Source organism: Alkalihalobacillus trypoxylicola (assembly GCF_001590785.1).
Taxonomy (GTDB): Bacteria; Bacillota; Bacilli; order Bacillales; family Bacillaceae_D; genus Alkalihalobacillus; species Alkalihalobacillus trypoxylicola.
In genome coordinates this window covers 1-22,629 of record NZ_LTAO01000002.1, presented here as the reverse complement: position 1 = coordinate 22,629, position 22,629 = coordinate 1, and the positions used below count along the sequence as shown (strand labels likewise).

The 22,629-nt window shown below is 36.4% G+C and carries 18 protein-coding genes; 3 read left to right on the top strand and 15 right to left on the bottom strand.

What is annotated here, in order from left to right; genetic code table 11:
- Positions 1–11 precede the first annotated feature (11 nt).
- The 10 genes from AZF04_RS03050 to AZF04_RS03005 form a co-directional block, all read right to left on the bottom strand.
- The gene (locus tag AZF04_RS03050; RefSeq protein ID WP_061947595.1) at positions 12–968 is read right to left on the bottom strand and encodes a carbohydrate ABC transporter permease; all 957 of its coding nucleotides are present in this window, start codon (positions 966–968) and stop codon (positions 12–14) included.
- A gap of 93 nt (positions 969–1,061) precedes the next feature.
- On the bottom strand, positions 1,062–1,952 hold the full coding sequence (locus tag AZF04_RS03045; protein ID WP_061947517.1) for a carbohydrate ABC transporter permease: 891 nt from the start codon (positions 1,950–1,952) through the stop codon (positions 1,062–1,064).
- A gap of 3 nt (positions 1,953–1,955) precedes the next feature.
- Positions 1,956–4,580 (bottom strand): DUF5696 domain-containing protein, encoded by a 2,625-nt coding sequence (locus AZF04_RS03040; protein ID WP_061947516.1) that lies wholly within the window; start codon positions 4,578–4,580, stop codon positions 1,956–1,958.
- Between the two features lie 17 nt (positions 4,581–4,597).
- Positions 4,598–5,128, bottom strand: a complete 531-nt coding sequence (locus AZF04_RS03035; protein WP_412459194.1) for a YIP1 family protein — start codon at positions 5,126–5,128, stop codon at positions 4,598–4,600.
- A gap of 79 nt (positions 5,129–5,207) precedes the next feature.
- The gene (locus tag AZF04_RS03030) at positions 5,208–6,668 is read right to left on the bottom strand and encodes an NHL repeat-containing protein (protein WP_061947514.1); all 1,461 of its coding nucleotides are present in this window, start codon (positions 6,666–6,668) and stop codon (positions 5,208–5,210) included.
- 14 nt (positions 6,669–6,682) lie between these two features.
- Positions 6,683–7,564 (bottom strand): carbohydrate ABC transporter permease, encoded by an 882-nt coding sequence (locus tag AZF04_RS03025; protein WP_235599912.1) that lies wholly within the window; start codon positions 7,562–7,564, stop codon positions 6,683–6,685.
- 2 nt (positions 7,565–7,566) lie between these two features.
- A complete protein-coding gene (locus AZF04_RS03020) occupies positions 7,567–8,469 on the bottom strand; it encodes a carbohydrate ABC transporter permease (protein WP_235599915.1) in 903 nt (300 codons plus the stop codon).
- A 75-nt stretch (positions 8,470–8,544) separates the two neighbouring features.
- Positions 8,545–11,463 carry an extracellular solute-binding protein gene (locus AZF04_RS03015; protein WP_061947511.1) on the bottom strand — a complete coding sequence of 973 codons (2,919 nt, stop codon included), beginning with the start codon at positions 11,461–11,463 and terminating at the stop codon, positions 8,545–8,547.
- Positions 11,464–11,570: 107 nt separating this feature from the next.
- Positions 11,571–12,920 (bottom strand): ABC transporter substrate-binding protein, encoded by a 1,350-nt coding sequence (locus AZF04_RS03010; RefSeq protein ID WP_061947510.1) that lies wholly within the window; start codon positions 12,918–12,920, stop codon positions 11,571–11,573.
- Positions 12,921–13,289: 369 nt separating this feature from the next.
- Positions 13,290–13,970 carry a peptidylprolyl isomerase gene (locus AZF04_RS03005; protein WP_045482449.1) on the bottom strand — a complete coding sequence of 227 codons (681 nt, stop codon included), beginning with the start codon at positions 13,968–13,970 and terminating at the stop codon, positions 13,290–13,292.
- A 166-nt stretch (positions 13,971–14,136) separates the two neighbouring features.
- Between AZF04_RS03005 and AZF04_RS03000 the strand changes: the two genes are divergently transcribed.
- Positions 14,137–15,195, top strand: a complete 1,059-nt coding sequence (locus AZF04_RS03000; RefSeq protein WP_061947509.1) for a DUF3900 domain-containing protein — start codon at positions 14,137–14,139, stop codon at positions 15,193–15,195.
- Between the two features lie 28 nt (positions 15,196–15,223).
- Here AZF04_RS03000 and AZF04_RS02995 read toward each other — a convergent pair whose 3' ends face one another.
- The 4 genes from AZF04_RS02995 to AZF04_RS02980 form a co-directional block, all read right to left on the bottom strand.
- Positions 15,224–15,844 carry a hypothetical protein gene (locus AZF04_RS02995; protein ID WP_061947508.1) on the bottom strand — a complete coding sequence of 207 codons (621 nt, stop codon included), beginning with the start codon at positions 15,842–15,844 and terminating at the stop codon, positions 15,224–15,226.
- Positions 15,845–16,017: 173 nt separating this feature from the next.
- A complete protein-coding gene (gene map, locus AZF04_RS02990; protein ID WP_061947507.1) occupies positions 16,018–16,767 on the bottom strand; it encodes a type I methionyl aminopeptidase in 750 nt (249 codons plus the stop codon).
- Between the two features lie 50 nt (positions 16,768–16,817).
- Positions 16,818–18,365 (bottom strand): PH domain-containing protein, encoded by a 1,548-nt coding sequence (locus AZF04_RS02985; protein WP_061947506.1) that lies wholly within the window; start codon positions 18,363–18,365, stop codon positions 16,818–16,820.
- Positions 18,352–18,894 carry a PH domain-containing protein gene (locus AZF04_RS02980; protein WP_061947505.1) on the bottom strand — a complete coding sequence of 181 codons (543 nt, stop codon included), beginning with the start codon at positions 18,892–18,894 and terminating at the stop codon, positions 18,352–18,354. Before AZF04_RS02980 ends, AZF04_RS02985 begins: the two co-directional genes overlap by 14 nt.
- A gap of 232 nt (positions 18,895–19,126) precedes the next feature.
- Here AZF04_RS02980 and AZF04_RS02975 point away from each other — a divergent pair, with 232 nt between their 5' ends.
- Together AZF04_RS02975 and AZF04_RS02970 are read left to right on the top strand one after the other, a co-directional pair.
- On the top strand, positions 19,127–20,821 hold the full coding sequence (locus tag AZF04_RS02975) for a DUF2207 domain-containing protein (protein WP_061947504.1): 1,695 nt from the start codon (positions 19,127–19,129) through the stop codon (positions 20,819–20,821).
- Between the two features lie 118 nt (positions 20,822–20,939).
- The gene (locus AZF04_RS02970; RefSeq protein WP_061947503.1) at positions 20,940–22,013 is read left to right on the top strand and encodes a DNA alkylation repair protein; all 1,074 of its coding nucleotides are present in this window, start codon (positions 20,940–20,942) and stop codon (positions 22,011–22,013) included.
- Positions 22,014–22,066: 53 nt separating this feature from the next.
- Here the strand turns inward: AZF04_RS02970 and AZF04_RS02965 are convergent, their stop codons facing one another.
- The gene (locus tag AZF04_RS02965; protein WP_061947502.1) at positions 22,067–22,306 is read right to left on the bottom strand and encodes a hypothetical protein; all 240 of its coding nucleotides are present in this window, start codon (positions 22,304–22,306) and stop codon (positions 22,067–22,069) included.
- Positions 22,307–22,629 lie beyond the last annotated feature (323 nt).

Genomic DNA, 22,629 nt, shown 5'->3' with positions numbered 1-22,629 from the left:
CCTTTTTTCGGTTAACCCACAACCCCGGTTCTTTCGACACTTTCGACGAAATGGCGCTGAACAAATAAATACAAAATGATAAGTGGCAAAATCGCTAAAAGAATACTCGTATTCACTAACATCGATACATAAAATGGGTCGACTCCTCCAACTCCACCTCCAGACTGAGTTGAAATTTGATGAGCTATTGTGGCTCCAACCGTTTGGAGCTGCATGGACATGACTCTTGCATTATCTAAAAACATCGTTGTATAAAAAATATCATTCCATTGCCAAACAAATGAAAATAACATAACTGTTATAATTGCCGGAACAGCATTTGGTAGCATAATGGTAAAAAAGGTTCGAAAAACTCCTGCTCCATCTACTTCAGCTGCTTCCTCAATCTCCTTAGGAAAGCCTCGAAAAAATTGACGGAAAATAAAAATAAACAATCCTGCCTTTAAACCCATTCCTGTAATAGAAGAAATGATAAACGGCCAATAAGTTCCTATTAAATTAATTCCCTGACCTGATTGGAAAAGGCCGATTATTCCCAAAATATCAAAGTCACGATAATTAATATAGGTTGGAACCATAATGGTTTGCGGAGGAACTAGTATCGTTAAAATGACAAGTGCAAACAATAGATTTCTTCCTTTAAACTTGAAGCGCGCAAAGCCATAACCCGCTAAAGCACAAGCAATAGTTGTTAAAATCATCGTTCCTCCTGATAGAAAGAAAGACTGAACTAAGACTTGTAAATAATTCATCGTTTCAATAACATACTGGAAGTTTTCTAGTGTGAAATGTTTAGGAATGTAAACAACCGTCGGATCATAAATATCATCCTTATGTTTAAAGGCGATCGACAGCTTGAGAAAGATGGGGTATAGAATAACAAATGAAAGGCCGACTATTAAAAAGGTCCTCACAAAGCTCCATATTATATTTTTAGTGGTTTCTACATTTAGCCATTTCGATGTCAACCGTTGATAAGGTCGGATGACCTTATCTTTTAACCGTTTATTTACTGTAGGAGTACTCAATGAACTCCCTCCTTTACAAGGACTTCATAACGTTTACGTTTGATAGAACACCTTTTTTGAGATGAAGTAAGTAGTAATGATTAAGATAATTGAAATTAATACGAAATAAATCCAAGACATCGCTGCGCTTAATCCAAAATTAAATTGAGAAAATGCAGTCTCTTGAATTAAGGTAGTCATGTTATTACTTGTAAATGAATCGATTACCGAATAGATAACATTGGTTAATATTAAAGGACTAATCATCGGGAATGTAATTTTCCAAAATGCTTCATAGCCTGTTGCTCCCTCTATTTTCGAAGCTTCATATAAATAGGGAGGGATCGCCTGTAAACCAGCTAAGAATATAATAATTTGAACACCTGAAGCACTAACCATTTCATAGATTCGATCGACTGCTCCTGTTAAATAATCAACTAGGACCTGATTCATTCCCGCCTCAATTAGTAATCGTGTTAATTGAAAGCTTTGCAAGCCCGTTTCCGTATTCGCTTGAGATTGCATAGCGGATTGAAGAAAATCGCCACTTTCTATATTCGCTATCACACCAGATGCCAAAATAACTGGTAAGAAAAAAATAGCTCTTGCTATCATTCTTCCTTTAAATTTCTGGTTAAGCAATACGGCTACAAATAAGCTAAAAATAACAATAAGTGGCACATTAATAACCATGTCCAATAAAGCTTCTACTAAGGTTCGATTGTATTCCACATGCTGAGATAACGCATTTATATAGTTATCAAAGCCAAGAAAATTTAAATAAATCCCATCTGGGTTCAAACTTAGTTGACTAAAACTATATTGAAGTGATTGAAACAAGGGGATAGCGAACAGAAACAAAAACCCAAATATCCAGGGTGCAATAAAAACCCACCCCCATAAACCTTTTTTCGTTTCTAACGAAAGCTTTCTTTTTAAAATCATGAGCTACCCCTCCTTTCGAAATAAATAATTTTCTGGCTCTATTACGGTTCCATCTATTTCGATCGGATAAGAATTATAATTTACCCAAACGGCCGCTTCTTCTCCATATTGTGTACGATATAAGCCCTTTTCCACTTCTTCATGCCCCATTATTGGGAGATTTCTCACTGCTTTTAAAACGTGATTCACTTCTTGATACATGGAAATCGCATCATCGATCCATAATTGATAATGAGATGACATTAAATCATTAAATTCTGTATCCTTCACAATTGCTGGTTCCTCATAAAACCATTTAAAGTACGGACTCGACCCCGTTTCTAGCAATCGGAGCATTTGTTTTTGTATATTTTGGTCGGCAGCCAGATTGATAGGATAGCTCGCATATTCTCTGTGACCATGTAAAACGATTTGAATGAAAGGGATACTACGATCGGTTATATTATATCCACTACTTGATAACGGTATATTTAAAAGATGCTTACTATAAGGAAAAGCTAAAGCATTTCCACCGGAAGCCATAAGATTAGGAAATTGCTCGTTTAGGTATTTAAATTGCTCTTCTAGGATGATTCTAGCTTCCTCTCTATTGACGACCGCATTTTGTCTATAATCGGAGTTCATATAATAACCTAAATCTCGTAGTGAGAGGCTTACTAACCCTAGCTCACTATAAGATTGTGAGAATTCATCTATTACACTTGGTAGTAGTGACGGAGACAGCACATAAAAAGGAGTTTTTTCAGTATCTCTTAAAAAACTTGCTGGGTTATATGGATAGACCTCCGCTACTCTTCGTGTAATAAAGCGGGAAGCATCCTTGGACGGACTAAAATCAAAAGAAGAACGATGAACATGTGTGAAGGCCACATCCGGATAAAAACCTAAACCCTTTTGATCGATAAATTGCGAGAGCCTTTGAAAACCAGCCTCTCCTCCAACCTTTCGATCAATATTAATCTTTGTTGGTAACTTATGATCAACTCCTTCGTTGAACCACCCAGTGTACCGCAAGTGAATATTGGCAATTTCACCTTCTAATAATTCTTCTAAAATAATTTCTGCTTCATCAAATGTCGTTAATGGCTCCAAATATTTATATGGAATCCCTAAAAATGTTTTCCTTTTCCAAATAGAACCGACTAATTCAAGGTAAAATGGCTTATCTCCTATCAATGCTTCGGATTCATGATTACTAAATAAGTGGTCGCGATAATATTCAGCCATATCTACATAAGAGGCATTCTCTTGAAGGAAAGCATACGTTATAGAGATATTCCCTTTAAAATCCTCTAGCTGGTAGAGAGCTACAGTACTTTCTCTTTCTCCTCCACTTAATGTTACTTCTCCACTTTCTTTCAATTTAAAGGTAGTAAAGATTGAATTATATAAATTTAATCTTCCTGCTACATCCGCTTCTATTGAGGCAATTCCACTTCCCTCTTCAATGATAGCGAGGAATCCTCCTTCCTTTTGATTCATGCCAAAAACAGGCAACCTGACCGGCTCACTTACTTCCATTCTTTGTCTGCTAAAATTTGCTTGATCTCTTCCGTATAAAGGAGCTGAAAAACGCTGGTAATTGGACTTCCCGTTATTTAAATGAATTAAAGCACCTGAACCATCAGGCACAAACATAAAACCCTCTTTATGCTCATTTGCCGCTCCAAAAAACGGTAAAATCATTAAATCGCTAATCGGATATTTTTCATTTTGCTCCATTTCATCACTGAGGAAAGAAACGTTAAAATGCTCATTTTCAAGCTTATAAACAATCGGTATTGTAAAGAAAGGAACATCTAATTCCTCTGACACTCCTTGTTCAAATTCAAGTAAGTCCACAGCAAGCTCTTCCTCTGTATAACCAATTTCGTCAAACAATTGAATCGTCCGTTCAACTACAACAACAGGAAAAGAAGCCTCTCTTCTTTCATAAATTTGTTCTTCTTCATTAAAAGCAAACCTTTTTTCTAAATCATTCTTTGCCTTTTCATCTTCAATTTTATTTAAGATAACGGTTTCAAATCTTTCTTTTGTTATTTTTTCAGGGATTCTTTCCAGTCCACTTTTAGATTGTCCGAATGAATAGATGACTTTTATTCCGTTCTCAACCTTTTCATATTCAACTAGTCCATCATTGACACTTTTCGCGCTGTTCATTCTTGTTGTCTGCCCATTGGAACTGTAATACGTAAATGAAATCTGAGACCGTAAATGCTCCTTATTTTCACCCCCAACTAAACTATCACTCTCTAAATCTATTGGGTTAGAGAACCATATTTGATTAGAAGACTTATTTACTACAGCAATCTCTGTCGTACTAGCTTTGAAATAAAGAGACAAAAATTGGTTTTCACTTATTAGCTCCATAGTCTCCAAGTAATTGGTAACATCCTCATTCTGAAAGTCCTCTCTCAAAGAAGCGAGCTCTTCTACAGTTACAACCGGTAGTTCCTCTTCTGTAAAAATATCCTCGCCTTCATCAACGGTCTCTATACCTTCCTCCTCTTCAAGATTCTCAGAGGAGCCATCATTAGCTGCTACGACAATTGGAAAGAGAATGAAGACTAAAAATGATAGACTAATAAGCGAAATCTTATTTTTTGCCCATTTTTTGCACTTTTGCATGATCCAACAGCCCCTCCTTAGGTTCGATAAACCATTTCACGATAAATGGTCTCTATAAAAGTCCACATTTGCTGAAATAAACTAAATAGTAGCAAGCCTAAAAAAACGGCAAGACCCATTACACACACAGTAAGGAAAAAAGTGACGATTGTTTTGGTCACAGAATACTGATGGACAGTCATTATCCCTACAAACAATAGACCGAGAAACCATATAGAAGCAAAGCTGTCTAACAGGAAATATAATGGTGCCTCTTCCTGAGTAATAAACTGACTTATGAGAATCGTAACGGCATAAATAATGAGCATAGGTATGAATGCATACGCTGTGGCTAAAATAATTTCTTTAAATTTACCTTCCCCATCCATTAAGGTTGTAATGGACCAATTGGCTACGCACCAAAGAAAAAAGGGAATAATTAAGTATTGAAACTCTGCTAAACTATTTAACTCATTTAGATTGTTGAAATTCACAATAAAGCCTGTGTATTGTCGCTTTAATATCATCACAATAGCGAGTAAAAATAGAATCATGAAGGCAAACCACAATCTACCTTTTCCTTCATATTTTAAGTCCCAGTACCCTTTAAAAGGATGAAAACAAATGTAAAAGGGGAATTTGAGCCAATCATTTCGCAATGGTTCTCACCTTCCTTTGTGAACGACGAATCATATATATGATGGTCACTCCTATTATCAAGACCACAACGGTCATTCCAACACCAAAATATTCTCGTAATACTTCTTGTCGATAACGCTTATAGGCTTTTGAATAATAGGATCTACTATGACCATTTTCGAAATAGTTCATCGCCTCTCTATTTAGTCCTTCCATTAATAAAGCCTTACCAATCCCAACATACGCTACTTCATAATTGGCATTTAATCGTAAGACCTTTTGCCAATATTCAGCTGAGCCCTCGTCATCTCCTTCGTTATAAAATTGAACAGCTTGATTGACATGTTTTCCGAATTCAGTCGGTTCAAAAACTGTTAATCGATGATTACCTTTATCCAATACAATGATTTGCTCTCCTAAACGGTCTAAAGCAACAGGTGTTCGAAAGGTTCCTTCTTGATTACCTAATTGACCAAATATATAAAGTAAATTGCCATCTTCATCATATGTGAATATTCGTCCTCTCTTCATATCTAAAGCACTGTATATTCCATAATCATTAATCGTGATATCTACAAATGTAGAAGTGCCCGAATATGAACCTGTATAGGCGTATTCTAAATCTCCGACTGGATTATGATAGCCTTGTTTTCTTAAGACATCCTCACCAGTAGGGTTTAGTCGTTGAATCGGTCTAGTTGTGTTTTGTTCTGAATTCGTCGTATAAATAAACCCTTCTTCATCTAAATCAAGATTGTTGAATTCTATCGGGATAAACAATGACATTCTAGCTCTCTGTTCTCTTGTAGCCACCATCCTCCAAAAATAATCAACAGGAGTAAAGCTTACTCGATTTGATCCGGTAAATCCGGTAAATTCACCATCTGAATTAAACTCGATAATCCCATCAAAAACCCCTCTGCCTATAACATAAATACGACCTGCTTGATCGACTGCAATTTTTAATGGGTAATAAGCAAAACCATCACGAATGACATCAGATTCTGGCGCTTCAATAATTCGAATGAGCTTACCTTCCTTTGTCAAATGGACAATTCTTTGATTACCTGTATCCGCTACATATATTTCTTTATCATCTGTCACATATACACCACTAGGGTTATTAAAGCCATCTTCATTTAGACCATTTAAAAATTGATTGATTTCATTCACAAATTGAAATTGATCATTTAATTTAATCAATCGATCATTTCCACTATCAACAATAAAAATCTCATTTCCTGCAACAAATACATCCTCTGGTGATGTGAAAGGTCCATATTCTTCTTCTCTACCATCAATAATTAAATTTGGTAAATAAGGAACTGCAGAAGGATCTGTATATTCCCAATAAGAGTAGTTATAAGAAGGATATGGAGCTTCAGCATAACTACTAGAAGGAAAAGCTACAAACAGTCCAATAGAGAGAAAAGCATATAGAACGAACCTTTTTAACATTTGACCTCTCATGAATCGCTCCCTCCTTAATCCTTCATTCCTGAAGAAGACATCGTTTGAATAATACTCGCTTGAGAAAACAAAAAGACGATAATTGGAACTGACATGAGCATTAACGCTACCGCCGCGGCCGCTCCTGCTCTTGCTATCCCTCCTTGTATAATCTGTCCAAGCGCATAGTGCATTGTTTTTAGCTCTTCACTGTAAATAAAATGACCGCCATCTGTTCCCCATAGCTGTTGAAAAAGTAAAATCATTAATGTAAGCCAAGCTGGCTTGACAATCGGCATAACGATTTTCCAGAAAATTCTGTATTCACTTGCACCATCTATTCTTGCGGCCTCTAATAAGCTATCCGGTATTTGTTCCATGAATTGTTTCATTAAATACAATCCCAACGGAAAGGCAAATGATGGAACAATAACTGCCCAATAAGAATCAACCCAGCCTAGAATTGACATCGTCATATAATTAGGAATTGCCGTTACCTGAGGAGAAAACATAAGCGATAAAATAACAACTGTAAACAAAATCTTTGCACCTGGAAATTTATGCTTAGCTAATGGATAAGCAGCTGCAGCCGCAAATAATATATGCCCGATCGTTCCAACGGTTGTAATAAAAAACGTATTAAATACATACCTAGAGAACGGTACCCATGAGTTCGTCATTAAATGAGCTAAGTCAATAAAGTTATTAATCGTCGGATTTCTCACAAAAAACCGGGGTGGAAATAAAAAAATTTCATCTAAAGGTTTAAAAGCGTTATTAATCGTATAAATAAGCGGTAATGCCATAAATGAACCAAACAAAGCAATAATAAGAAATAAAAACAACGTACCGTACCATGAGCGGTTCAGCTTTTTCCTTTTTTTCTTTCTTCTCCAACCCTTCCAATTTAATATCAACTTTATTCACCTACCTTACGGAGTAACTTTTGTGTAATTAAATTGGTCGTCATCATAATGATGAATAGAATGGTTGCGATCGCTGAAGCATAGCCCATCTCAAATCGAATAGAACCATAATCAATTAAATGCGTGACGATTGTATGTGCAGCGTACTGGACACTAGGAAAACCAGCTAACGCCATCGACACATCTGCTACGGCAAAGGACATCGTAATTTGAATAACGGCACCGAACATCAATTGTGGTCTCATAGAAGGTAATGTAATATACCAAAGCTCTTGCCAACGATTACGGATTCCATCTATTGATGCCGCTTCGTATAAGGTTTGGTCAATATTTTGCAACCCAGCTATAAAGGCTAAAAATGCCGTTCCTAAGCTCAACCACAACTGCACGAGCATCACAATAGCCAACACATACGTAGGATCCTGTAGCCATTGAATAGGCTCATAAATCATACCGATTCTCATTAGAAAGCCATTTGCATATCCGTAAGAATCTCCAGAAAAAATAATCAGCCAAATGAAAAAGATATTTCCGGAAATAGAAGGAGCGAAAAAAATGAGAGTTAAGAAAGCTCTAATTTTCGGTCTGAATTCATTAATTAACCACGCAAAAACAAAGCAGGCTACATAGCTAATTGGACCGGTTATCGCTGCAAACAGAAAGGTATTTTTTAAGGCAATCAAAAATACATCGTCTTCTAAAAATAATCTTGCATAGTTCTGCCAGCCTACCCAGCGCGGGAACTCTAGCATATTAAAGTAGGTTAAGCTTAAAATCATTGATATAACGACAGGAAAAACAGTAAATAGAAAAAACAAACTGAAATAGGGGGCCATTAGAATATAAGAATGCTTATGTTTTTTAATATTTCTTTTTAATCTCTGACTTTTATTCATCTTTAACCATGTATTAGAATTCCATTTATGATTTACAGTTGGTTTAGACTGACTATCACTCATATTTGCTCCCCCCTATTCAATTGGCAATTCAAATTCTGTTCTTTTCACTCTAATCTCATCATTGATATAAATCATGTAGTCCATTAATGCTTCTCTCGTATTTGTCCCATTATTTACAACTTCTCTAAAGGCATTATCTAGGTGCCTACCTGTAAAATATCCACCGGGCACTTCTGGGATTCCTCTTACCCATTGCCACTGCTCTTCTAATTGCTGATAATCTTGAACAAGCCACGGAAGCTCTTCTAGTGCTTCTATATTAGCCGTTGGATACCTGGCAGCAGCTCCCATTAATCCTTCCATTTCACGCCCAAACCTAATCTGTGTGTCTTTTTCTGTCCACCATTTTAAAAATTCCCATGATGCTTCCTTATTCTCAGCCTGTTCCAATATAATGGCTGCTGTACCTGAACTGCCAACCTCTCTTCTTACTGTTCCGTCTGGTTGAAGCGTCCCCGGTATTGGGACAAACTCCCATAGCCCTCTTATTTCAGGTGCAGATACTGATAAATGATTGTAAAATGTGTAATCATCTATGCCAATTGGCATTTCACCGGTTCTAAAACGGTTAGGGAAATCAAATTTTAATGGTAATTTATAATTGGTATATAAGCTGGTCCATTGTTTAAAGGCATTCATTGAGATATCTGAATCTAAGTCACTGCTTTTCGCTTGATTTCTATAAAATTCACCATCCTGCTGGTAAAGCATCATCGTAAAGGTTTGATTCGGTATTAAGTTTTGCACCTCCCCAGGAAATTGAGGATCCTGTAAAAGAGGAAAAGCAAAATCCATATGATTTTTTTGTAATTCCGGGATAATTGTCAGAACATCATCCCAAGTATTTGGAACCTCTAAATCTAGCTCCTCCAAAATATCCTTTCGATAAAAGAGCATACTGAACATCTGCTGCTCAGGCAGAGCATATACACCGTTATCAAATCTGTATGGTAAAACAGCACTTTCACGAAACCTTGTTTCAACCTCTTTATAGTCAGGGAATTGGCTAATATCGACGACGGCATTTCTCATTGCATAGTTAACAGGCACTTCATTTCCTATTTGCAAAGCCACGTCAGGCCCCTGTCTAGCTAATGTTGCTGGAAGTAAAACATCCATTTGAACGAGCTTCAAATCAACATGAATTCCTGTATGTGGCGTGAACGAATCATCGATCATAGATTTAAGCACCTGTGCCTGATCACGTCCTGTTCCTATCCAGAGCTCTATTGCCTCTTCCTGCTCATCGTCCTCCATCCTATTTCCTACCGTATTGTAGTCCTCAATAAATGAGTAAACAAAAGCTCCTGTTTCATGGAGAGCTTTTCTAAAAAAAGACGCATCAGCAGCAGGCATCTTTACATTTGGAGCTGCTATAGTAAAATAATCAATTTCAAGAGGTTGCTCTCTTACCGTTAATATCCATGTACCAAGACCACCGACATTAATTTTGAAAGAATCTAATCTTCTTTGGATACTTTCTGGACGCTTGACAAAGTCCTGTAGCTGATAAGCCATTGTATTTAAAATGGCGGTTTGGTCACTCGTTTCTCCTGTCACTTCAGCTAAGCGGTTTGCTACCTGTTGTAAAGTTTCACTTTGTCTTGAAAAAACCTCAATCATTTCTGGGATGTTTTGATCTAATTGATAATCTCGATAAGGATCAGGGACTGCACCTGTCACCATCAATATTTTTCGATAAATCGAATTTAATTCTAAAACGCTATCTTCAATCGTCCTTAGGATAGGGGCCATTTCCCCCAATGTAACCTCTAGCTTAAATTCATGCGTTCCTTCTGATAAATAAAATAAATATGGTTCTTCTGAATTTCCTAACACATTCATGTCCCATTGATTGTTAAAAGAGAAATTAATCATATCCATCTCTTGAAAAGGGACTTGGTCATTAATTAATAGTCTTCTAGTAGAGTAAAGACCTCGAATCATATTTTGTTTATTTTTAATACCGATTTGATAAAGCCCCTCCTCAGGAACCTCAACTTCCCAGCTTATCCACTGGCCCGGCCATCGCCAATTATAGCCTCCTATTGTATTCATTCGAATTTTTGATACATGGTAAGGCTCTGTTGCGGGACTACTTCGATCATTAATAGGATAAAGGGTTGGAGCAGACTTTAAGCTTGCATCCTCTCCTTGTATTTTAATGAAAACATCCTCTACTTCTTTGTAATTATTTTCTTGATAATCTTTAATAACCTCTTCGTAGCTCGGTATTTCTGAAACTTGGTATAGCATAATCTGGTCAATAACCATCGGCTCTCTTGACGAAACAAGTGTGAGTGAATTAATCCCTTCTTCAAAGTAAAAGAGATATGGCTCCACATAATATCCCTCTGAATCTTTTAAATCATGACTTTGCCATATTGGACTCTCAACCTGCCTCGGTCTTAAATCATTATCGCGATTGTCCCTTTCTATTTCATCAAGCTCATTTTCCCAAATCCTTGGAAATACAAGTGTACTCGCACCCTGAAAGGGCAACTCGTCATTTATTAGGAGCTCTCGTTCAATAGACGAGCTTTTTCCTTCAATAGGGAAATATTGTAGATTGATATGGTACAGGCCAGCTTGCTTCACCTCGAATTGCCACTCGACTTGACCAACTTCTTCTGTAAATAGCACGTCATTCGTATTTCCTTCCAAGCCATTCAGGATCTCTACATTCATTCCTGTTACTTCACTATAATTAATCGCCCGAATTACGATTTCATCATTCGGCCTCTTCTTATCTGAATGCTGTTCAAGATAGTTCGTATATAAATCTAATCTTATATTAGATGTTTCCTGTGAAAGCTCTTCTGTAGATACCGTTGTGCCGGCCAATACATCGCTCCCATATGATAGTAAAAAAAAGAATCCACTAAACCACACACACATAAGTAGGAAGACTGTTTTACTATACGTCTTCATATATAGCCTCCTCTCATTAATGCTTTCCGTACCTTTTTCTTCTAATAAAAATACAACCTCTTAAGTCAACTTTTTGACTTTAATAGAAGAGGCTGTATTTGATTGCATCATCGATTTAAAAATTCATCAACACTCGCTTGGGCCTCTGCTTTGACGCTCGCTACTGCTTGTGAGGCTGATTCTGTACCGTCTGCTATATTTTCGTTCATATCATAGAAGGTTTCTTGTAACCCATATGCCTGCCAATAATTAGGTGCAGCATTTTCTATCATTTGTACAGCCGTATCAATCGACTCTAAATTTGGCATGACATTTTCAAACCATTCTAATACCCCTTCCTCTGCAAATTCCCACAGCTGTAAATCTTCCCAAATTTGATAGACAATCTCAGGGTCTTCAACTCCCACAGGAATAGTCATCCCCTCTAAGTTCGAAACAGGAGTACTATATTGCTCAGCTTTTGGACCTTTTGGCCAAAATACATATCCCCAATCAAAGGCCGTTTCTGCTCTTCCTTCTGCTTCCCAAACCCATCCTTGAGTCATTCCTACTAAACCTTCAGAGAAATAACTGCGGGGATCCTCCCAGTTATTCCCTTCATTCGGCTTTACAACCCGATGTTCATTATATAAAGCATTCATCATTTCAAGTCCCTCTACAGCTTCTGGAGAGTCAACTTGTACCTCAAAAGAATCCATATCTAGAATTTGACCACCATTACTTGTAATAAAATATTCCATAAATAAGTTAGGATCACCACTTAAACCAAATTGATTCCCTGTTGTTAATGTTTTAGCTGCTTCTAACATAGCTTCCCAAGTCCACTCGCCATTTTCCTGCTGCTCATAAGGATCAGGTAATCCCGCCTGTTCAAACATCGTTTTGTTGTAATACATACCTCCGCTCACATTCAGCTGGTTATTGAACATATATACCTTTCCATTAAACGTACCCATATCCTGTAATATTTGAGGAAGCTGTATTTCATTTGTATCAACTATGTCATTTAATGCAATCAAATAATCACTTTGAACGAGAGAGGCTGTTTGAGCAGCATCTAAACCAATAATATCTGCGAATGGTTCTCCTGCTAAAATAGTTGATGTTAATTGATTAACCTTTTCCTCCCAAGGTACTACAACAAATTCAATATCAATATTGTATTTTTCCTTTACTTCTTCTAACCTTTGCACAGATAAATCTCCTAATTCTGTACCTCCTTCTGGGGTTAAATCCCAATGCTGGGCAATTCGTATCGTCCTTCCACCTAAATCAACAGCCGGTGATTCTTCCGTACTTTCTTCAGTCTCTTCTTCAGTTGAAGTGGATTCCTCCGCTGGCTCTTCTGTTCCCTCATCTGTTGGATCTGGAATGGTTGTTTCTTCGCTATTACATGCAGCTAACAAAAGGAAAATCATCGAAATAAATAATACGGTGATCCATCGAAACTTATTCAATTTGCTCATCCCCCTTAATGGTTTTACATTCAAAAAAACGACACCTCCAACTAATTAAAATATTTATATTTATAACTTTACAAAACCAAAAATTAAGTAAATAATTATTTATTTATTCCAATAAAATAACTTAAATAAAATCAATTGTTAGTTTATAAATTTTGAATGCGCTTTCATTTATTTAATCTTACTTCTTACTTTTTCATACGTATATAGAATGATGCTTCAAAAATATGGCTTAATGCTAGGAAGAAAGGGTCAAGTCCTGCCATTTTATAAAGTTATTTTGCGTTTTTTTTACTTTAACGATAAAAAACCTTCAAAACTATACACGTTTTGAAGGCTTTCGACAACGATTCAATTTTGATATTACTCAGTTATCATTTCGAAGGTCATGGAAGAAATAATTTGTTCATTTCCTGCTATCGGAAGGTCATTTTGACCTGTTTCAACAGAAACTATTTCATGTACAACATCCATTCCTTCTATTACTTTTCCAAACGCTGCATAATCACCATCTAAATGTGGGGCATTTTCAACCATAATAAAAAACTGTGAGCCAGCAGAATTGGGATCGCCAGAGCGTGCCATTGAAAGAATCCCCTCTTCATGCTGTAAGTCATTGTCTATTCCATTACTTTCAAACTCTCCTTCAATAGAATAACCAGGTCCACCTGTTCCATTTCCATTCGGGTCACCGCCCTGAATCATAAATCCAGGTATAACGCGATGAAAGGTTAGTCCATCATAAAATTGCTCATCTATCAGGCTAAGGAAATTATTAACGGATATCGGCGCTATCTCAGGATAAAGCTCCATTACAACCTGTCCACCATTTTCCATTTCCATTGTGACAATTGGTTTCGTTCCTTCAGGTATTTCCACTTCCTTTGGACCTAATTCAGAGCCTTCTTCTTCTACATCCTGCTGTTCCTCCTGCTCATCGTTTCCGCCAGTTGTTGTATTTTCTTCTTCTCCTTGCCCACATGCAGCTAAGAATACTAGAATCGGTAGCATAGCTAAAAGGACAAATCTTAACTTCTTTTTCATCTCATCTAACTCCCTTCCTGTACTATCTGTTCAAAAGAATATCCTATTCGCTCTTTGAAGTCAAAAATTCATAGATTAGAATAAAAATTGACGCAAAAAATGCAATCTTCTATACTGAATGAATTGAACATAATAGTTTATAAGTGAACGTAAGGTGAGGTTGCATATGGATTTTAACATTCAATTTTTGTCTTTTTACGTAGTTGAAATAGATGGAAAAGAAGAAGAAACACAAAAGCGCTTTAAGCATTTTCAAACCATGAATACAGAGGAATTTGAAGAAAGCTCCTTAAAGGAATTTCTTGATGGAGAGCTCCAGAAAATTGTCAAAAGAAAAGTGGAGCGTCATCCTAAATCAGAGCAGGTGCCAACAAAAATTGGTCGATTTGTAACAGAGGCAGGCTATCCTTTAGATTCTAATTCTAATTACAATTTATTTCATCAAGCACGAGCCGCTGAGACCAAAAGTGAATTTCAATTTGCGTCAGAAAAATTTATTCGTATTTATTTAGAAACGAGTGCCGTACGTGGTGGTGCCTTTCTTGTCGCTTCAGCTGTTCCGAGGAAATTTTTTGATGACCCATTCGTATTTATTATGAAATGTGATTTTGAACCTAAGGTAGCTACCATATCTGATGCTTCATCTTTAATAAAAAAAGTCGAGCATGCGATTACAACGAAAAACATGAAATCGATACAATATCCTTTCATGCCTGAGGATGGAATGATAGAAGAGGCTGAAGTTAAAATTCATCAAGCTTCTCATGCCAGATATTTCGAAGATTTTTTGAAGCATGTAGAATACGGAGAGGCTATGCCTTCTATTCTAAAAACCCAAGTACTTCAAATGGTTCAAGAGCATGTTAAAGAAGAATTCCAAGGCACAGTAGAAGAGAAGCAACAATTCGAGCATGAGCTCGAAATATGGGAAGCGAGCGAAAAAAGAGAATTAAGCGAGCGTCTTGATCAACACCAAGTAATAGAAGCTACCTCCCAAATTATTGAGCATACGCCAGAAGCTGAATTCAAAATGAAATTAGGAGACACAGAAATTAAAGCGAATCTAGCTGATTTTGGTGAGCACATTCATATAGCAAAAGTAAATGGCCGTTATACCTTAATCATCCAAGCAGATTCTATAACGTTTGAAAAAGGAGTCTCTCCAATTGAGTTCCTAAAGCCAGACGATTTAGAAAATGTATTAAAGAAAATTCAATCGTTTTAAAATACTTTTATCCTAAATGAAAAAAGAGCTAGTCAAAAATTTTCAGTTGATTTGACAGCTCTTTTCCTTTCTCTTTTACTCCAAATCGGTCTTGCAAATGAATTGGAAGTATACAGGTTATATTTTTCATAACCTCATAAGTAATATTTTCTTGATTTGTATGGCCTGAAATTTCCTCACCTATTATCGCCAAATCAAATGGGGAACTGCAATATATTAGTTCTGCCAATTGTGTATACCGTTCATTAACTTTCTTTAACCAAGGGTTTAGCTCAATTGTAAGGGGATATTTATAAGGAAATCTCTTCTCAATTGCAGCTTGTGGGATTGCAATATCTAACCAATCAGACTCACCTTCCACCCTAATAACCGTAATCGCACAAGGAAGTACCTCCTCCTTTGAATTTGAAAGAGATAACGTGCCGTAAAATGACGTAACACTATCTTTTTGGATATTTATTGGTAAAGAGATCGATTTCTTTTGATAATCCTTTTTATTTTCCCAAACTCCATTGAAGTAATGACTTTTACATAAAGCAGCAAATCCATCATTTACTCTTTTGTTATGTCCTGAGCGGTTATATTCAATTGAAAGCTCATAAAATCCACCAATCCAATGATTAGGGTTGATGTAAAAATCATAATCCATATCATTTTCAACTCCATTTCAGAAAATTCTTTACTGCTTACAGCATGGTAAATGAATTTGAGAGGCTGAAATAAAGCATTAGTTCAACTCCTTAATTATTCAAAAAAGGCATTATCATTGTGTTTTCCCAAAGAAAAACCTTGATAATGCCACCATCATTTATAAATGCTACATTACAATTGAGCTGTTAAAATAAGTGGACCATCCTTCGTTATAGCTAAAGTATGCTCATATTGAGCGGAGCGTTTTCCATCAACTGTTCGCGCTGTCCACCCATTTCTATCCATCTTACTTTGCCATTTCCCTTCATTTATCATAGGTTCAATCGTAATAACCATACCTTCCTTCAAGCGAATACCTTTTCCTGGCTGACCGTAATGGAGAATTTGTGGCTCTTCATGTAAGGTAGGACCAATCCCATGCCCAGTAAAATCACGAACAACAGAGAAGCCCTCTCCTTCTGCATAGGCTTGGATAGCATGACCGATGTCACCTGTTCGATTGCCAACGACCGCTTGTTGAATCCCTAATTCTAATGATCGTTTCGTTACATCTAAGAGCTTTTCTGTTTTCTCGTCAATTTTCCCTACTGGATACGTCCATGCCGAATCTGCAAGAGCTCCATTTAGATTAACCACCATATCAATCGTTACTATATCCCCAGAAATAAGCTTCTTTTTCCTTGGAAAGCCATGACATATCTCATCATTTATAGATGCACACGTAGCATATTTATATCCTTGATATCCTTTTTGTTCTGGAGTTGCTCCATTCTCCTGTAAAAAACGTTCTACAAATGCATCGATTTCCATTGTTGTCATACCTGGTTCAATTTGTTTTGTTATTTCTTTATGACACTCTGCCAAAAGCTTTCCTGCTTCATGCATTAATTCAATCTCTCTTTTTGACTTTAAAGTAATCATAAACTCAATCCTTTTATATATAATATCTTTCTATTTTACACCTTTATAGGCTACTGAACAAAATTAGATATAGAAGAAACCTGTTCGTTCTGTGACAACGATTTCTTCGCTCTACCTTCTGCGTACCATTCATAATAACGTATCGCTTCACTTAAAGGAATGTCTTGAATATCGGCATGCTGTACCGGTGTTCCTCTCGTTGCTATTTTTAACGTAGAGAGGCCGAACAGCTTCTGTAGCTTCGATTGAGATATCGATAACTCTTCAATTTTCCTCTTTTCAGCAAGAAACATTTCTACCGAAAACGAACCTGATCGCATCTGAATAAAAGGATGAAACAACCCGTAACGGCTATGAACATAATCAGCAATACGAAGTAGAATAATGACGGCTAGTAGAATTGGTGAAAAGTACCATTTGTCACTCCAAAAAATAATAAGTACTGCTGTAGCAATCAACCAAAAATAGCTCGGTCGCAATAGCTTAAGGTACAAAGCTTGCTTAGGTAATTTATTCATATTCTCTTCCACCTGAAACTCTGGTAATACTTCTGGTAAAAGCTTCATCGCTTTTTTCTCAGACATAAAAGGAACAAGCATCGTTGATTCTACCTTATCATCTCCGTACGATCCTGCACATACGAGCTCAACTCCTACAATACCAAACCATCTTCTTACAAAGGTCTTCGTAAACTTCACCGCTTGAACCTTCTTTTTAGCAATTGTCCATTCTGATTGAGTCAGAACTCCTTTTTTCACAAAAATTCTTTCTTCATTCGCTTCGACCTGATAATTTCCATAGGTTAGATAAGTGGTTACCAACCCAAACAATAATGAAATGATAATTAAGCCAATAATAGTGATTACTAGAAGAACCACAGTTTGACTAACCATTTGATAAGCTTCTGTTACATATTCCTCGACATTTATAAAATCTCCAAACTGTGAGAAAAGACCAAACAAAATTGGAATTAATGCTATAAAGCTAGTAGAGGTAAAGGCAGCAAATACAATATCCTTCCCTCTTATTTTATAATGAAGCGTTTTTTCTGGCTTTTGTTTGACAGACGCCCCTTCGCCAATTTCGGTATCATTCTCGATTGAACTCTCATCATCTTGCGGTTTCTCATTGTAGCTAGCAATATACTTTTTGATGTATTCTGCTTCACTTCTTTTAATAAGCTCCAATTTGATCGAGGCATCACTCGAGCTTGCTGCCGTGTCTAAAGTAACAGATGTAAGACCAAAAGGACGGTATAAAAAATGAGTGTTTAATTGCACACCTTGAATTTTTTCAAGCTGAATAAAACGTTTCTTCCGAACAAAACGGCCTTGATTTACCTGGAGCTCATTATTATTGAAGCTGTAACGAAAATTTAGCCAATGTAGAAAAGAGGAGATGAGAATATAGAGAAAAAAGAGCCCTATTGCTATTCTTGCATAATAGGTAAACATCGATTCTCCATTATTCAAAACGAAAATAATGACAATCGGAATAATAAAATCTTTAACCGATTTTCCAAGTGAGAACAAAATGGTCAGAGGATGTAGTCGAAAACGCTTAGCTTCTTCATTTGTAGTCGCTTCATCGTTGCTCATGCTGAACTTCCTCCTCCGATACTTCTTCTTCTATATCCTCAGCTTCACTTAAATTAGCTAGCATAGCAATTTTCATTCGCAATTCTTTTGCCGTTTCCTCTGGAATAGCTGGAATCTCATGAGTAGAGGCTGTTGTTCCTATCGTCAATGTCGATAGCTGATATCTTCTTAAAAGAGGTCCCTGGTTCGTATTAACATATTGCACCTTTACCATAGGTACGATTAAATGAACCTTTACAAAAATACCATGTTTTAACTGAATATATTCTTGATCTACCTCATATCTCCACGTTTTTTGTAATAGCATCGGCCGAATAAAGGCTGCATAAATACCGTATAACACTTCAATGACAATAAGTATAATTGCTACATAAAAAATCCAATCAAACCATTCAAAGCGCTGTTGTAAGAATAGAATCACACCTAAAACCAGAATGGAAATAGTGTGCGTAATGAGCGCTGTTACTCTCCAAATTTTAATTGCATCTTTTGAAATCTTTTGGCTAGGTTCCTGTATTGAATTAAACATTTTTAGACGCCTCTTTCTGTATAAGAATCAATTTATGAAGCATGAAGATTTATGTATTGTATCCTTTATTACTTTACGGATCACAAAAGGGAAAAGTTTCATTTCTTGCTGTTTCACTAATATTATATAATAAACATAAGCACATCGACAAAATGAGTCACTTCTATAAATCTGAAACCTAATGACTTTAATAACGTAAATATATAGTGAATAAAAAAGGAGGAGTATTTATATGTCTATTAAAAAGCTCCTATTACTATGTAGCTTTAGCATCAGCCTTATGTTTTTTCCTACTATCGTTTCTGCTGTTGATTTCACCATTGAGCAAGTTGAAATCGACGCTTATTTACAGGAAAATGGAGAAACGTTCGTAGAAGAGCGTCACCATTATATCTTCGATGGCGAATTTAACGGGATGACAAGAACATTAACTCCGCAAAGAAATACAGATATTATTAATGTTGAAGCTTTCGAGGAAGGCTCTTCCCTAGAGGTATCTATGGATGAAGACCTATACAAAATCTATCGAGGAGGCGAGGATGAGTCTGTTCACCTGACGATTACTTATACGATCGAAAATGGTATTGATGTTTATCAGGATATTGCAGAATTTTATTGGCCATTCTTTGATAGCTCTAATGAATCAGATTATGAAAATTTAACGATTACCGTTCATCCCCCTGAAGAAACGAACGAAGTCATTGCTTTCGGTTATGATGAAGCTTTCATGAAGGAATCGACCCTTGATAATGGTTCAGTCCTATTTGATTTTGGCTTTCTTCCTTCAGGTTCAAAAGGCGATATTCGTGTAGCCTACAATCAAGAGCTTTTTGAAAGTGGATTAGCAACAGATACACTCATGAAAGAGAAGCTTCTTCAGGAACAAAATAATAATATACTAGCAGTTGAGAGAAAAGCAGAAAGAAAGCTTTTTCTTGAAAATGTAAGTCCCGTTTTCTTTGTTGTTATTCTCGCGATAGCATGCCTGTTCATTCTATTAGCTGTATCTTATAAAAAGAAAAATAAAATGAAGATGATATCTCTATTACAGGGCTCGAACTCTTCGTTATTTAATAAGCTAAGCCTACCAGCAACGATTTACTTTTCTAATTACCAGCAGCTTCATCCAGAAGCAGTTGCCGCATCTTTACTAGATTTATTACGAAAAGGAAAAATTAAGGAAGTAGGCGAAAAGCATTTTCAGTTACTATCAAAAGAAGATACATTACCACATGAACGACATTTAATTGATTGGTTGTTTAATACAATCGGTAATGGAACTGAGTTTCACGTAGACCAGCTAACAGATTACACAAAAAATGAAGAAAATCATGATAGCTACAATCAAAGCTTCACTAAATGGGTACAAAAAGTAAAAGAAGAAGTGAAAAGTGCGCAATTAATCAATAACAGAGCGAAACCTAGATGGTTTGCTGGATTTGTTTCAATTTCTTTATTACCACTAGTGGTAATCTACCCAATTCATGATTTAATTCTTTATTTCGTACTCACACTTTTCTCTATTCTATTCTTTATGTTTTTTGCAATTTTTTATACTGCTAAATCGGTTAACGGAGAAATGCTCAATCATGAGTTGGAGCAGTTTCAACAGCGTTTTTTTGAAGATGAACAAAACAATTGGAATAATTGGGAACGAGAAGATTTAAAGAAAGCCGTCATCTTTAATATGGGTACTAAAAATAAAAAATTTAAACAAGCAAATGACAAGCTTGTTCAAGCATTTAAAGCTTCATCAAATGATTTCAATTCTAATTATGATCCTTTACAATCATTTGTCTATATGGCTGGTATTACTTCTTTAAGCTTTCATAATGCCAATCAACATGTAGTGAGTGCATCATCTAACTCTACTAGCGGTTCAGGAACAGGAGCAGGTGGTGGTGGCGGTGGTAGTGGAGCTTTTTAATCGATAAGCTTATTTTCACGAACTTCTTCTGTGGGGCTATCTCTCACAGAAGATTTTACCGTTTATAACGATATGAACTTTAGAAAATCATAAACTGAACATTTAAAGGAGCTATTCTATGACAAGCGCTATCAAAGATCTCTATACGAAAGAATATTTAGAACCCTTTACTTCCGAATTCAAGAAGTGTAACCCTTCCTTCGATACAGAAACATTTTATTCACTTGTTTTTGACGATCATTGGTCTTCTCTCGAGCTAAAACAGCGAATTCGCCATATTACTCTTTCTCTTGAAAAAGTAGCTCGCTCTTATGAAGAAACGATTTCTTACTTAATGGAGATTGCACCTAAATGTGCTGGTCATGGGTACTTATTTTTCCCCGATTATGTAGAAGTGTTCGGTTTTTCTAACTGGGAATTGTCAATAAAAGCTCTTAAGAAGATTACTCCTTATTTTACTTGTGAGTTTGCAGTAAGACCGTATATCGAAGAAAACCCTACCAAAATGATGTCTATCCTTTTAGAATGGTCAAAAGATGCTAATGAGCATGTTAGAAGGCTAGCAAGTGAGGGCTCTAGACCGAGACTACCTTGGGCGAAGCCACTTGCTTTTTTGAAAATAGATCCCTCCCCTGCTTTACCGATTTTAGAGGAGTTAAAAAGAGATGAAAGTCTGTATGTACGGAAAAGTGTAGCCAATCACCTTAATGATATTTCCAAGGATCACCCGAAGCTCGTTTTAGAGCTATGTCAAGCTTGGAAAAATGAACATAAACACACAGATTGGATTATGAAGCACGGTTGTCGCACTCTATTAAAACAAGGAAACTCAGAGGCACTTTCTTTATTTGGATTTGAAGATAATCCTGCTATTCAATTGTTAAGCTTCCAGATGGATCAAAAGGTTTCGATCGGAGATCGCCTATCTTTCTCTTTTACATTCGAAAACATATCAACCTCTCCTACTAAATTGAGGATCGAATATAAAATAGACTATTTAAAGAAGCACGGCAAACATTCAAAAAAGGTTTTTCAATTAACAGAAAAGACATTTCCTACAGGAATTCATTCCTATCAAAGAAATCACTCTTTTATAGATTTATCTACAAGAATTCATTATAGAGGAGAGCATTATTTATCTCTTATCATAAATGGTCAAGTCGTAAAGCATTCATCTTTTTTTGTTTCGTAACCATTATAGAACTATTCTCTAAAGAAGCTTTTCTTTAGAGAATAGACCAATTACTATAGGAGATTTTCTAGGTTTGCTAAGTTTGCTAGCTTTTTTAAACTCCCTCTTTTTTCACTCATTGACTCATTTTCTGCTTGTAGTAGCTCATAACTACGTACAGGAAATCTATTCCCCGCAGGGTCAAAGCAGCCTTTCGCCCCATTATAAGAAACTTTAATTACGTCACTTTCCCAGCCTTTTTCATTTCCGTAGTCCGAATCATATCCATAACCACCGCATCCACAAGAGCTCATCAATTTCCCTCCTTTACTAGATTCATCAGTTGGAATACAACCGATTTAATAACTATGTTATGAATAGAGTAAATTTTCGACAGTCGATTTGTCCTACGACAATGGTGGAAGTTACGGGTGTATCATAGTGGATAAAAAATATGAAAAGTCCGGGGCATACGCCATGAATGATTCCACCATTTTAGGTTCCCGCCTGTTCGCTTCCACAAGACACTTCGCGTCCGTGAACTGCACCCCTATTGTTGGACAGTCATCTAAACAATAGGGGTGTTTGATTGTGAGAAAAAAGTTTACAAGTGTAGAAAAACATGAAGCGGTTAAAC